This is a genomic window from Paracoccus sp. T5 (genome assembly GCF_048538155.2).
Lineage (GTDB): Bacteria > Pseudomonadota > Alphaproteobacteria > Rhodobacterales > Rhodobacteraceae > Paracoccus.
In genome coordinates, this window is record NZ_CM135809.1 from 2,936,140 (window position 1) to 2,949,430 (window position 13,291).

11 protein-coding genes are annotated in these 13,291 nt (G+C 71.3%); 9 read left to right on the plus strand and 2 right to left on the minus strand.

Going from position 1 to position 13,291, the window contains the following annotated elements; genetic code table 11:
* Genes urtC through urtE form a run of 3 tightly spaced genes read left to right on the plus strand, consistent with a single transcriptional unit; the run spans position 1 to position 2,684 of the window.
* Positions 1 to 1,236 (plus strand): urea ABC transporter permease subunit UrtC, encoded by a 1,236-nt coding sequence (gene urtC / locus ACNR9W_RS14475; RefSeq protein WP_419270015.1) that lies wholly within the window; start codon positions 1 to 3, stop codon positions 1,234 to 1,236.
* The gene (gene urtD / locus ACNR9W_RS14480) at positions 1,233 to 1,973 is read left to right on the plus strand and encodes an urea ABC transporter ATP-binding protein UrtD (RefSeq protein ID WP_419270014.1); all 741 of its coding nucleotides are present in this window, start codon (positions 1,233 to 1,235) and stop codon (positions 1,971 to 1,973) included. Before urtC ends, urtD begins: the two co-directional genes overlap by 4 nt.
* A 3-nt stretch (positions 1,974 to 1,976) precedes the next feature.
* Entirely contained in the window at positions 1,977 to 2,684 is a 708-nt protein-coding gene (urtE, locus tag ACNR9W_RS14485) for an urea ABC transporter ATP-binding subunit UrtE (RefSeq protein WP_419270012.1), read from the plus strand.
* Between the two features lie 13 nt (positions 2,685 to 2,697).
* On the opposite strand, the gene ACNR9W_RS14490 is transcribed toward urtE, so the two are convergent.
* Together ACNR9W_RS14490 and ACNR9W_RS14495 are read right to left on the minus strand one after the other, a co-directional pair.
* Positions 2,698 to 3,147, minus strand: a complete 450-nt coding sequence (locus ACNR9W_RS14490; protein WP_419270010.1) for a DNA polymerase III subunit chi — start codon at positions 3,145 to 3,147, stop codon at positions 2,698 to 2,700.
* A 176-nt stretch (positions 3,148 to 3,323) separates the two neighbouring features.
* Positions 3,324 to 4,814: a leucyl aminopeptidase gene (locus ACNR9W_RS14495; RefSeq protein ID WP_419270009.1), complete on the minus strand. Its 1,491-nt coding sequence runs from the start codon at positions 4,812 to 4,814 to the stop codon at positions 3,324 to 3,326.
* A gap of 114 nt (positions 4,815 to 4,928) precedes the next feature.
* Here ACNR9W_RS14495 and lptF point away from each other — a divergent pair, with 114 nt between their 5' ends.
* Genes lptF through rsmA form a run of 6 tightly spaced genes read left to right on the plus strand, consistent with a single transcriptional unit; the run spans position 4,929 to position 12,656 of the window.
* Positions 4,929 to 6,050 (plus strand): LPS export ABC transporter permease LptF, encoded by a 1,122-nt coding sequence (lptF, locus tag ACNR9W_RS14500; RefSeq protein ID WP_419270007.1) that lies wholly within the window; start codon positions 4,929 to 4,931, stop codon positions 6,048 to 6,050.
* Positions 6,047 to 7,153 carry an LPS export ABC transporter permease LptG gene (gene lptG, locus ACNR9W_RS14505; RefSeq protein ID WP_419270005.1) on the plus strand — a complete coding sequence of 369 codons (1,107 nt, stop codon included), beginning with the start codon at positions 6,047 to 6,049 and terminating at the stop codon, positions 7,151 to 7,153. Before lptF ends, lptG begins: the two co-directional genes overlap by 4 nt.
* A complete protein-coding gene (locus tag ACNR9W_RS14510; RefSeq protein WP_419270003.1) occupies positions 7,150 to 9,540 on the plus strand; it encodes an LPS-assembly protein LptD in 2,391 nt (796 codons plus the stop codon). The genes lptG and ACNR9W_RS14510 overlap by 4 nt, the downstream gene beginning before the upstream one ends.
* A gap of 32 nt (positions 9,541 to 9,572) precedes the next feature.
* Entirely contained in the window at positions 9,573 to 10,793 is a 1,221-nt protein-coding gene (locus ACNR9W_RS14515; protein WP_419270001.1) for a peptidylprolyl isomerase, read from the plus strand.
* Positions 10,790 to 11,755, plus strand: coding sequence for a 4-hydroxythreonine-4-phosphate dehydrogenase PdxA (gene pdxA, locus ACNR9W_RS14520; RefSeq protein ID WP_419270199.1), 966 nt, complete (start codon positions 10,790 to 10,792; stop codon positions 11,753 to 11,755). The genes ACNR9W_RS14515 and pdxA overlap by 4 nt, the downstream gene beginning before the upstream one ends.
* Positions 11,756 to 11,810: 55 nt before the next feature.
* Entirely contained in the window at positions 11,811 to 12,656 is an 846-nt protein-coding gene (gene rsmA / locus ACNR9W_RS14525) for a 16S rRNA (adenine(1518)-N(6)/adenine(1519)-N(6))-dimethyltransferase RsmA (RefSeq protein ID WP_419269999.1), read from the plus strand.
* Positions 12,657 to 13,291: the final 635 nt, after the last annotated feature.

The following is a 13,291-nucleotide window of genomic DNA, read 5'->3' on the forward strand; positions in this document are numbered from 1 at the left end:
ATGACCCGCACCCCCTTCATCCTCAGGAACCCCTCGGTCCTGGTCGTGCTGGCCGGGCTGGCGGTGTTCACCGTCGCGGTGACGCTGCTCAGCCAGGCCTATGGCACCGGCGCTGTGCCCACCTCGATGGTCAAGGTACTGGGCAAGACGCTGTGCCTGGCCATCGCGGCGGTCGCCATGGACCTGGTCTGGGGATACCTGGGCATCCTGTCCCTGGGCCAGATGGCGTTCTTTGCGCTTGGCGGCTACATGATCGGGCAGTGGCTGATGTATGCCCGGACCGAGGGCATCGTCGCGGCCCAGCTGGCCCAATCCCCCATCCCTGCCACGCCGCAGGAGGTCCGGGACGCCGTCACCAACCAGATCTTCGGCGTGGTGGGCAGCGCGGAGCTGCCCCTGGTCTGGAGCCTTGCGCATTCGCTGACGGCGCAGCTGATCCTGGTCGTGGCGGTGCCGGGGCTGCTGGCGCTGGTCTTTGGCTGGCTGGCCTTCCGCAGCCGCGTCAACGGCGTCTATCTGTCGATCCTGACCCAGGCCATGACCTTGGCGCTGGCCCTGTGGCTGTTCCAGAACGACAGCGGCTTTCGCGGCAACAACGGGTTGTCGGGGCTACAGAACCTGCCGGGGCTGGACCATGTCGATCAGGCCAGGCTGTCGGTCTGGTTCCTCTGGGCCTCCGCCGCGGCGCTGGCGCTGGCCTATGTGCTGGCCGCCTGGCTGGTCGGCGGCAAGTTCGGCAGCGTGATCCGCGCCATCCGCGACGATGAAACCCGCGTGCGGTTCCTGGGCTATCCGGTCGAGGGGTTCAAGCTGGTCGTCTTTACCCTGGCGGCGATGATCACCGCCGTCGCGGGGGCACTGTACTATCCCCAGGCCGGGATCATCAATCCGGCCGAGATGATGCCCATCGCCTCGATCTACCTGGCGGTCTGGGTGGCGATCGGCGGGCGCGGGCGGCTCTATGGTGCGGTCATCGGCGCGGTGGTCGTGTCACTGCTGTCCAGCTGGTTCACGGGCGGGCGGGCGCCGTCGATCCACCTGCCGGGATACGTGGTGAACTGGGTCGACTGGTGGCAGGTGGCGCTTGGCCTGTCCTTCGTGCTGGTCACGCTGTTCGCGCCCAAGGGCATCGCCGGGATCTTTGACTGGATGGCAGGTTGGGCGGGACCGGACCGGCATGGCCGCGACCTGGGACCCGACCAGGGCGCCCTGCAGGAACGCGAGGCCAAGGCATGAGCGCGCTTTTGGAAGTCAGCGGGATTTCGAAGTCCTTCGACGGGTTCAAGGCGATCAACAACCTGTCCTTTACCATCAACGCGGTCGAGCTGCGCGCCGTGATCGGCCCCAACGGGGCGGGCAAGACCACCTTCATGGATATCGTGACCGGCAAGACCCGGCCCGACGCCGGCGAAGTGCGCTGGGGCGCGACATCCAGGTCGCTGCTGAAGATGAACGAGGCGCAGATCGCCCGCGAAGGGATCGGCCGCAAGTTCCAGCGCCCGACCGTCTTCGAGGATCAGACGGTGGCCGACAACCTGACCATGGCGCTGAAGGCGGCGCGCGGCCCCTTTGCGGTGCTGCGCTGGCGGCCCACGGCGGCATCGGCGGGGCGCGTGGCCGAACTGGCGGCCGAGGTCGGGCTGGCCGAGCAGCTGGACCGCAAGTCCGGCGAATTGAGCCACGGGCAAAAGCAGTGGCTGGAGATCGGCATGCTGCTGGCCTCGGACCCGCGGCTGCTGCTGGTGGACGAACCCGCCGCCGGCATGACCCTGGCCGAGCGCGAGCTGACCACGACGCTGCTGTGCCGGCTGGCCGAAAGCCGGGCGGTGGTGGTGGTCGAACATGACATGGATTTCGTGCGCCGCCTGAACTGCAAGGTGACCGTGCTGCACCAGGGGTCGGTCCTGGCCGAAGGCAGCCTGGACCACGTCACCCGCAATCCCGACGTCATCGACGTCTATCTGGGGAGATAGGACATGCTGGAGGCCAAGGGCCTGACCCTGCATTACGGCGGCAGCCAGATCCTGCACGGGATCGACCTGCTGGCGCGCGCGGGCGAGGTCACCTGCGTGATGGGCAACAACGGGGTGGGCAAGACAAGCCTGATGAACCTGCTGGCCGGGCGGCATCCGCGGTCAAGCGGGGACATCGCCTTTGACGGCAAGCCCCTGGGGCGGCTGTCGGCGCAGCGAATGGCGCGGATGGGCGTCGGCTATGTCCCACAGGGGCGGGCGATCTTTCCGATGCTGACGGTGCGCGAGAACCTGGAGACGGGGTTCGCCTGCCTGCCCCGGTCGGAGCGGCGCATCCCCGAGGAGGTCTTTGACAGCTTTCCGGTGCTGGCCGAGATGGCGCATCGGCGCGGGGGCGACCTGTCGGGCGGGCAGCAGCAGCAGCTGGCGATCGCGCGGGCGCTGATCACCCGGCCACGCGTCCTGCTGCTGGACGAGCCGACCGAGGGCATCCAGCCCAACATCATCGCCCAGATCGGCCGGGTGATCGCCGCCCTGCGCGACTGGGGCGAGATGGCGATCGTGCTGGTCGAGCAGTTCTTTGATTTCGCCTGGGATCTGGGCGACAGCTTCCTGGTGATGGAGCGGGGGCGCGCGGTGCTGCAGGGGCCCAAGGCGCTGCTGCGGCGGGACGATCTGCATGCGCGGCTGGCGGGGCACGCGGCCGCCTGAGGGGCGCAGGCGGCTAGCGCTTGCGCTCCCACCGGCCTGATTCCTCGGACCAGTATTCGGCCTCGACCCCGGCGCCGGTCAGCGCGCGCCACTGGTCGCGGGCGCGGGACATGGCAGTGTCGTCGCCGCCGTCGAAGAGGATGCAGGCGCGGTCGAGGCGGGTGGCCTCGGCCGGGGCGACCTCGACCCCGTCCAGCGCCATCAGGCAGGCGGGATCGTTGGCCGGGGCCTGGCCGGGCACGGTCAGCAGCACCGGCTGGCGGGCGTCGTGCGGGCCGCCGGCCAGGCCGTGGGGCAGGAACCCTTCGGCCTGCCAGAGCTGCTGGTCCAGCCTCTCCATCCGGTCGGCTTGGGCGCCGCGCAGTTCGACCCGCCAGCCGGCCGACAGCGCCTTGCCCAGCAGGACGGGCAGAAGCGCCTCGGCCGGCGAGCGGGTCAGGTGGTAGAAGAGCACCTTGCCCATGTCACCCGCCTAGGTGTTGCGCCGGCGCGCAACGCCTGCGCGCGTTGCATCCGGCACCGGTGTGGACGGCAGGCGCCGGACCCCCAGCAAATGCTGGAGATCCGGGCGCACCGGGCGTGCACCGCGGGGGCACCGCCCGAGCACGGCGCGTACACCGCTTGCGGGCGTTGCGCGGCTCATTTGCCCTCGAAGCGGTCGCGCACCAGCCGGTCCAGCGTCATGACGCCCCAGCCGGTCGCGCCCTTGGGGGCCAGGTCGGTGGCGCTGGGCGGCAGGGTCACGCCGGCGATGTCGAGATGCGCCCAGGGCTGGTCGTCCTTGATGAAGCGCTGGATGAACTGCGCCGCGGTGATCGAGCCCGCCGCGCGCCCGCCGGTGTTCTTCATGTCGGCCAGGCGCGACTTGATCAGGCTGTCGTAGGACGGGCCCAGGGGCAGGCGCCAGGCGCCCTCGCCCTCGGCTTTCGCGGCGGCCAGAATGCCGTCGGCCAGGGCGTCGTCATTGGCGAAGACCCCGGCATTGTCATGGCCCAGCGCGATGATCACCGCCCCGGTCAGCGTCGCCAGGTCGATGATCGCGCGCGGCTTGAAGCGTTCCTGCGCATACCAGAGCACGTCGGCCAGCACCAGGCGGCCTTCGGCATCGGTGTTGATGACCTCGATCGTGTCGCCCTTCATGGATTTCACGATATCGCCGGGGCGCTGGGCGCGGCCGTCGGGCATGTTCTCGACCAGGCCCACCAGGCCCACGACATTGGCCTTGGCGCGCCGCAGGGCCAGCGTGCGCATCACGCCCGCCACGACGCCCGCGCCGCCCATGTCCATCGTCATCTCCTCCATGCCGGCGCCCGGCTTGATCGAGATGCCGCCGCTGTCGAAGACGACGCCCTTGCCGACCAGCGCCAGGGGCGCCTCGTCCCCGCCACCGTTCCAGCGCATCACCACGACCTTGGAAGGGGTCTCGCTGCCCAGGCCCACGGCCAGAAGGGCGCGCATGCCCAGTTCGGCCAGCTTGTCCTCGTCCAGGACCTCGACGGTCAGGCCGATCTCCTCCATCGCCTGCAGGCGGTCGGCGAAGTCGCTGGTGGTCAGGACGTTGGCGGGCTCGTTCACCAGGTCGCGGGTGAAGAACACGCCCTCGGCCAGGGCGGCGGCATCGCCGGCCGATTTCGCCAGCGCCTCGGGGTCGCGGACCATGAAGGTCACCCGCGGGCGTTCGGCCGGGGCGTCGGGGTCGTGATCGTCCTGCGCCTTGTCGGCGGTCTTGTAGGCGTTGAAGTCATAGCCGCGCAGCGCCATGCCCAGGGCGACCTCGCCCGCCAGTTTCTGAACGCCGGCCAGCACCAGCGTATGCGCGGTCCCCAGCCGGGCACCGATGGCCGCGCCGGCGCGGCGGGCCTCGGCCACGGTCGAGGCCATGGGCAGCATCACCAGGACCAGTGCCTCGGCGGCCATGCCGGCGGGAAAGGCCAGTTCCATCGTCTGGCCCGGCTTGAGCGCCTGGCCCGCCTTGGAGGCCAGCGCGCGCAGCGCCGCCTCGCGCGCGGCGCGCGGCAGGCGCACGGGCAGCTTGTCGGGGGCGGTCAGGATCAGCGCCACGCGCCCCTGGTGATCGGGCAGCTTCTCGGGCGCGATCTCGGTGAAGTTGATTTCGACTGGCTGCGTCATGGTCAAGCGTCCTCACGTCTGGTTGGGTCAGACCCTAGACGCCCGCCCGGCCCTTTTCCAGAGCCGCCCTTGCCGCTAAGCAGGACCGAACGTCACGCGTCAAGAAGGCCGCCCATGCCCCGGATCGACCGCTATATCCTTGGACAGCTGCTGACGCTGTTCGGGTTCTTCGCGCTGGTCCTGGTCGCGGTCTACTGGATCAACCGGGCGGTCAGCCTGTTCGACGACCTGCTGAGCGACGGGCAGACGGCGCTGGTGGTGCTGGAGTTCACCGCGCTGACGCTGCCGCTGGTGATCTCGGTCGTGCTGCCGGTGGCGGCTTTCGCGGCCGCGGCCTATGGCACGAACCGCCTGTCGGGGGAATCCGAGCTGGTGGCGATGCAGGCGGCGGGCCTGTCGCCCTGGCGGCTGGCGCGGCCGGTGCTGATGTTCGGGATCTTCGTGGGGCTGATGGTGGCGGTGCTGGTCCACGGGCTGGTGCCGATGGCGCGGGCGCGGCTGGCCGAACGGTCGGCCGAGATCGCCGAGAACGTGACCGCGCAGTTCCTGCGGCCCGGCGCCTTTCAGTATCCGGCCAGCGGGGTGACGCTGTTCATCCGCGACATCGCCGCCGACGGGCGCCTGCTGGACCTGTTCATCGAGGACGGCCGCAACCCGGCCGAGCGGCTGACCTATACCGCCCGGGAGGCGCTGGTGGTGCGGACCGAGACCGGCCCGGTCCTGGTGCTGCTGGAGGGCATGGCCCAGAGCCTGCGGAGCGAGGCGGGCGAGCCGCGCCTGTCGGTGACGCGTTTCGACGAGTTCAGCTATGACGTGGGGGCGGTCTTTCAGAGCGGCGGCCCGCGCGGGCGGGACCTGCGCGATTACGGCACGCTGCGGCTGCTGGACCCGGACGCCGATCTGCTGGCCGCGACCGGGGCCAGTGCCGATGCCGCCCGGCGCGAGGCGCATGAGCGCATCGCCCAGCCGCTGCTGGCGCCGATCGCGGCGATGATCGGCTTTGCCACGCTGCTGATCGGGGGATTTTCGCGCTTTGGCGTCTGGCGGCAGGTGGGCTGGGCGATCGGGGGGCTGATCCTGGTGCAGTTCCTGTCCAATGCCGCCGCCAACCAGGTCGGGCGGAACGCGGCGCTGTGGCCGATCCTGTACCTGCCGGCGCTGGTGGGCGCGGGGCTGTGCGCGGGGCTGTTGTGGCTGGCCGCGCGTCCCCGCGGCCCGCGCGGGAGGTCGGCATGATCCTGGCCGTTTATGTGGCGCGGCGGTTCCTGCGCAGTTTCCTGCTGATCGCGGGGGTGTTCCTGCTGATCCTGTTCCTGATCGACATGATCGAGATGATCCGCCGCTTTTCCAGCCGCGACATCGGGCTGGGGGGCGCGGCGCGGCTGGCGGCACTGAACATCGCGGGCAGCTTTTATTCGATCCTGCCGCTGATGACGGTGCTGTCGGCCATCGCGCTGTTCCTGGGCCTGGCGCGCAGTTCCGAGATGGTGGCGATTCGCGCCTCGGGGCGTTCGGCGCTGCGGGTGGTGGCGGCGCCGGCGGCGGCAGCGGTGCTGCTGGGGGCGCTGACGGTGGGCTTGCTGAACCCGCTGGTCGCGGCGACGGGGCAGATCTATGACGAGGCCGTGGCCGAGATCGACCGCGCCGGCCGGCAGACCGTCAGCCTGGGTGCCAGCGCCGTCTGGCTGCGCCAGGCCGTGCAGGAGGACGGAGAGGAGGCCGGCCAGATCGTGATCCGCGCCGCCCGCGCCAGCCCGGATGCGGTGACGCTGTATGATGCGACCTTCCTGGTCTTCAGCCAGGAGGGGCCGGTGCGCCGGATCGAGGCGCGCGAGGCCCGGCTGACGCCTGGGGCCTGGGACCTGCGCGATGTGGCCGATTACCCGCTGGAGCGCGCCAATCCCCAGGCCGAGGTGGCGCGCCAAGACAGCCTGCGCCTGGCCTCGGACCTGACGGCGCAGCGCATCCGCGAGGGCTTTGGCCGCCCCGAGGCGGTGCCGGTCTGGCAGCTGCCGACCTTTATCGCCGGGCTGGAGCGGGCGGGTTTTTCGGCCGCGCGTCACAAGGTCTGGTTCCAGATGGAGCTGGCGCGGCCCTTCCTGATGGCGGCGATGGTGGTCATCGCTGCGGCCTTCACCATGCAGCATGTGCGGGGCCGCAACACCGGCGCGGCGGTGCTTTTGGCCTTCGGCGCGGGGATCGCGCTGTTCTTCCTGCGCAACCTGGCGCAGGTTCTGGGGGATAACGGCCAGATCACCCCGGCCATGGCGGCCTGGACGCCGCCGCTGGTGGGGGCGCTGCTGGCCCTGGGGCTGATCCTGAAACGGGAGGACGGATGAACGCGCGCAAGCAAGCCTTCGGGATCGCGTGCAGGGCGACGGCCCTGGCGCTGATGGGCGCCACGGTTCTGGCCGGGCCGCTGGGGGCGCAGTCGCTGTTCGACGGCACCCCCGGCATCGCGGGCATGCCCGACATGCCGGGCGCGGCACTGTCCGGCGGCGTCTCGGCGCTGGCGCCGGCGGCGCCGGAACTGGGCAGCAGCCCGGTGGGCGACCGCACCCCCCTGACGGGGGCGCCCGAAAGCGTGGCGCCCACGGCGGATGTGGTGCTGCCCGGCCGCGCCGCGCCCGCCGCGGGACCGGGGGGCGCGGCCACGGTGCTGGCCGACAATGTCGTGCTGCAGGGTGACCGCACGCTGATCGCGGCGGGTGGGGTCGTGGTCTGGTACCAGGGCACGCGGCTGGTCGCGTCGCGCATCATGGTCGACGGGGCCAGTGGCGATTTGACCATCGAGGGGCCGATCCACCTGTCCCGGCCTGCCGCCACGGCCGGGGATGCCGACGCGATCCTGATCGCCGAATCGGCGCAGCTGGACCGCGAGCTGCAGGACGGGATCATCAACGGCGCCCGCATGGTCATTGCGCGCGAACTGCAGCTGGCCGCGACCCGGCTGGAGCGGCGCGAGGACGGGCGCATCAGCGAGTTGACCGAGGTCGTGGCCTCGTCCTGCCAGATCTGCGCCGAGGACCCGACCCCCCTGTGGGAGATCCGCGCCCGCCGCATCACCCATGATGCCGAGACGCGGTTGATCACCTTTGACCATCCGCAGCTGCGCGCCCTGGGCATCCCGCTGGCCTATGCGCCCTTTGCGATCACCGCCCCGGACCCCACGGTCGAGCGGCGGTCGGGCTTTCTGCGGCCGCTGATCCGCACGACCTCGGGGCTGGGGTTCGGGGTCAAGCTGCCCTATTTCCGCACCCTGGGCGATCATGCCGACCTGACGCTGACGCCCTATCTGTCGCTGGACCGCACCCGCACCATCGAACTGCGCTATCGCCAGGCCCTTGCGCACGGCGCGACGGAATGGAATGCCGCGATCAGCCGCGACGACCTGCTGCCCGGCGAGACGCGGGGCTATGTCTTTGGCACGGCGCGGTTCGACCTGCCGCGCGACTATCGGCTTGGGGTGCAGATCCAGACGGCCTCGGACCGGGCCTATCTGCTGGATTACGGCGTCACCAATGCCGACCGCCTGTGGAGCGGCGTGACCCTGGAACGGGTGCTGCGCGACAAGCTGGTCTGGGGCCGGGTCGGCAATTACCATTCGCTGCGCGAGGACGAGGACAACGCGACCTCGCCCGCGCAGGTGGCCGACGTGATCTGGATGCGGCGCATGACCCCGCCGGTGATCGGCGGCGAGGCGCTGCTGGAATGGTCGGCCCATGCGCATCGCCGCCCGTCCGACCTGGACGAACTGGGGCGGGACGTGGCGCGCGCCTCGGTCGGGATCGACTGGCGGCGCAACCGGATCCTGCCGGGCGGCGTGGTGGCCGCGGCGCTGGCCGGGCTGGACGCCGATGTGTACCGCATCGCGCAGGACGACCGCTTTGACGCGGTGGAGACCCGCGTCGACCCCCGGATCGGGACCGAGCTGCGCTGGCCGCTGGCGACCTATCGCGGCGGCGCGACCCACATGGTCGAGCCGGTGGTGCAGGTCCTTTATTCCCCGCAGAGCGCCGATGAGGACATCCCCAACGAGGACAGCCGCCTGATCGAGTTCGACGAGGGCAACCTGTTTTCCGAGAACCGCTTTCCCGGCTGGGACAAGCGCGAGACCGGGCTGCGCGCCAATATCGGCGCGACCTGGACGCGGATCGACCCCACCGGCTGGTCGCTTGGCGTGACCGGCGGCCGGGTGCTGCGGGCCCGCGAGGCGCAGAGCGTGGCGGCCACCACGCCCCTGGGCGGGCGCAGCAGCGACTGGCTGCTGGCGGTGCATTACGACAGCGGCACGGGACTGGCGGTCGCCAACCGGGCGCTGTTCGACGACAGTTTTGCCATTTCGCGCAACGAACTGCGGGTGGGCTGGCTGCGCAGCGACCTGCAGGCCTCGGCCGGCTATCTGTGGATCGACCGCGACGAGGGCGAGGGCCGGGCGGATGATGCCAGCGAGCTGGCGGCCAATGTCGGCTGGCAGATCGCGCCGGGCTGGTGGGGCACGGCCGAGACGCGCTATGACTTTGCCGCCGACCGGGCGCAGCGGGCCTCGCTGGAGGTGGCCTATCGCAACGAATGCATCACGGTGGAGACGGGCCTGTCGCGGCGCTTTACCAGTTCGGACCTGGTGCGGCCGGAAACCAGCCTGGACCTGTCGGTGCGCCTTGGCGGCTTTGGCCGGCAAGAAGACGGGCCGGGCACAGTGGCGCGGCGCAGCTGCATGCGCTAGTCTGCCGCGCAGAACCAAGATGAGGGCAGCAGATGCGGCATTTCCTTTCGGGTATCGCCCTGGCGGCGGTGGTGGCCATGGGCGCCGTGGGCCCCGCCGCGGCGCAGAACCTGTTCGCGCCGGTCGTCTATGTGAATGACAGCGCCGTCACCCGCTATGAGGTGGACCAGCGGATGCGCTTCATGCAGGTGATCGGCGCCCCTGATGCCGATGCCCGGACCGCCGAGGATGCGCTGATCGACGACCGCCTGCGCGTGCAGGCCGCGCGCCAGCTGGGCGTCGAGATCACGCCCGAGGGGCTGCAGGAGGGGCTGGAGGAATTCGCCGGGCGCGCCGGGCTGGACGCCGCCGCCTTCATCGCCCAGCTGGAGCGCGCGGGCGTCGAGGCCGGCGTGTTCCGCGACTTTGTCGAGGCGGGCACGGTCTGGCGCGAGGTCGTGCGCGCCCGTCTGCTGGGCCAGATCAGCATTTCCGACGCCGAGGTCGACCAGGAGCTGCGCCGCGTGATCGAGACCCCGATCATCGACCGCGTGGCCCTGTCGGAGCTGATCATCCCCGCCCCCCCGGGCCAGGAGGCGCAGGCGCTGGACCTGGCCGAGCGCATCTCGGCCGCGCGCCCGACCGAGGCGCAGTTCGCCGAGGCCGCGCGGCAGTATTCGGCGGTGCCCTCGGCCGAGGCCGGTGGGCGGCTGGAGATGATGGCGCTGGACAACCTGCCGCCCAGCCTGCGGCCGATCATCACGGCGCTGCAGCCGGGCCAGACCACGGCGCCGCTGCCGGTCGAGGGGGCGGTCGTGCTGTTCCACCTGCGCGACGCCCAGGGCAGCCTGCGCCCCGGCGCGCGCGAACAGGTGCTGGAATACCTGGTGCTGCCCATGGCCTCGGCCGCCGATGCGGCGGCGCTGGCCGCGCGGACGCGCAGCTGCGACGATCTTTACGTGCAGGCGGGCGCCACCGTCGCGCCCCGGGTGCAGCGCCAGACAGCGCCGCAGGGCCAGATCCCGACGCTGATCGCGACCCGGCTGGCCTCATTGGACCCGGGCGAGGCCGGGCTGGTCCCGTCGGGCGGGGGTGCGGACCTGGTGATGCTGTGTTCGCGCCAGCCGGCCCTGGCGGCCCAGGGCGGCGACGAGGCCAGCGGCCTGCCCGGCCGCGAGGCGGTGCGCGACCGGCTGTTCAACAGCAAGATCAACGCGGCGGCGGACGGGCTGCTGGCCGACCTGCGCGCCGATGCCGTGATCCGGCGGCCCTGATGGCGCGCATCCTGCTGACCTGCGGCGAACCCGCGGGGATCGGACCGGAGCTGGCGCCCCTGGCGCTGGCCTCGGGCGTGGACCTGGTCTGGATGGGCGATCCGCGCCACCTGCCCGACGGCGCGGCCTTTGCCGAGGTTCAGGCCCCGGGCGATCCGGTGCCGCCGGGCCACCTGCCGGTCCTGCGCCATGCTTTCGCCGCCCCCGCCACGCCCGGCCGCCCCGACCCCGCCAATGCGCAGGGCGTGGTCGATGTCATCGCCCGCGCCGTCGCGCTGGCCCTGGAGGGCAAGGTCGCGGGCATCACCACCGCGCCGATCAGCAAGCAGGCGCTGAAGGAAGGCGCGGGCTTTGCCTTTCCCGGCCATACGGAATACCTGGCGCATCTGGCGGGCGGTGTGCCCGTGGTGATGATGCTGGCCTCGACCACGGTGACGCCGGCCTGCCGGGTGGTGCCGGCGACGATCCACATCCCGCTGGAGCAGGTCGCAACCACCCTGACGCCGCAGCTGCTGGAACGGGCGATCCGCATCACCCACCAGGGGCTGGTCCGCGACTTTGGCCTGACGGCGCCGCGCATCGCGGTGGCGGGGCTCAATCCCCATGCCGGCGAGGGTGGCACGATGGGCCGGCAGGAACGCGACATGATCGCCCCGCTGATCGAACGGCTGCGGGCCGAGGGGCTGAGCCTGTCGGGCCCCCTGCCCGCCGACACGATGTTCCACGCCCCGGCGCGCGCGGGTTACGATGCGGCGGTCTGCGCCTATCACGACCAGGCGCTGATTCCGATCAAGACGCTGGATTTCGCGGGCGGGGTGAACGTGACGCTTGGCCTGCCCTTCATCCGCACCTCGCCCGACCACGGCACCGCCTTCGACATCGCGGGCCGCGGCCTGGCCGATCCGTCATCCACCATCGCGGCGCTGCGCCTGGCGCGGCAGATGGCGGACAGCCGCGCCTGATGCCTCTTCGTTGCCCAAATACCCATTGGCGCGCGCCCGCCCCCAGGACCATGCGATGATCGACAACCTGCCCCCCCTGCGCGAGGTGATCGCGGCCCATGACCTGCGCGCGAAAAAGCAGCTGGGCCAGAACTTCCTGCTGGACCTGAACCTGACCCACAAGATCGCGCGGCAGGCGGGCGACCTGACCGGCTGCGACGTCCTGGAGGTGGGCCCCGGCCCCGGCGGGCTGACGCGCGGGCTGCTGGCCTGCGGGGCGCGCCATGTGCTGGCCATCGAAAAGGATCCCCGCGCCCTGCCCGCGCTGGAGGAGATCTCCGCCGCCTATCCCGGCCGCCTGACCGTGATCAACGGCGACGCGCTGGAGGTGGACCCGCTGGCGCATCTGACGCCGCCGATCCGCATCGCCGCGAACCTGCCCTACAACGTGGGCACCGAGCTGCTGATCCGCTGGCTGACGCCCAAGGCCTGGCCGCCCTTCTGGCAGTCGCTGACGCTGATGTTCCAGAAGGAGGTGGCCGAGCGGATCGTGGCGCAGCCCGGATCCAAGGCCTATGGCCGGCTGGCGCTGCTGGCGCAGTGGCGGGCGGATGCGCGCATCGTCATGTCCCTGCCGCCCGAGGCCTTCGTGCCGGCGCCCAAGGTCCATTCCGCGGTGGTTCACCTGACCGCGCTGCCCGAGCCGCGCTATCCGGCCGATCCGGCGGTGCTGTCGCAGGTGACGGGCGCGGCCTTCAACCAGCGGCGCAAGATGCTGCGCGCCAGCCTCAAGGGCCTGCACCCGCGGATCGAAGCGCTGCTGGAGGCCTCGGGCATCCCGCCCACCGCCCGCGCCGAGGAGATCGACCTGCAGCGGTTCTGCACCCTTGCCCGCGCCTTGGCCGAGGCCCGCGCCGGCTGAGGGTCGGCCCCCGTCTTCCGGACATGAAAAAGCCGCGGTTCTCACCGCGGCCTTTTTTATTTCAACAGGTCCGTTCAGTTCTGGTCGGAGCCTTCGGGCGTGGGGGTATCGGCGGCCTCGCTGCCCTGGTCCTTGGCCACCGGCTTGCGGCGGCTGCGGGTGGGCGCGGCGGGGGCGCCGCCCTCGGCGCTGGCTGCGGTGCTGCGCGGGGTGCGGGTGCGGGGCGTCCGGGCCCGCGTCGGCTTGGGTTCGGTTTCGGGCGTCGGCACCGGGCCGTGGCTGCCATCGCTGGAATTGACGGCATCGGGAAGGCCGAGGCTTTCCTGCGTCTCAGGCGCCGGTTCGGCCTGCGGCCGGGGGGCCTGATCGCGGACGGGCTGTTCGGTCACGGCAGCCTCGGGAGCTTCTGCCTCGCGCTGAACCTGGTCACGCGGGGCGTGGTCGCGGGGCGCAGGGTTTCGCTCGGATGCGCCACGATCGGCCTGGACCCGATCCTGCTGGCCGCGTTCGGATTGCTGACGGTCGGAAGGGTTGCGATCCGACTGATTACGATCCGACTGGCTGCGGTCCGAATGGCCGCGTTCGGACTGGCTACGGTCTGATTGATTCCGGTCGGGCTGGCCACGCTCGGACTG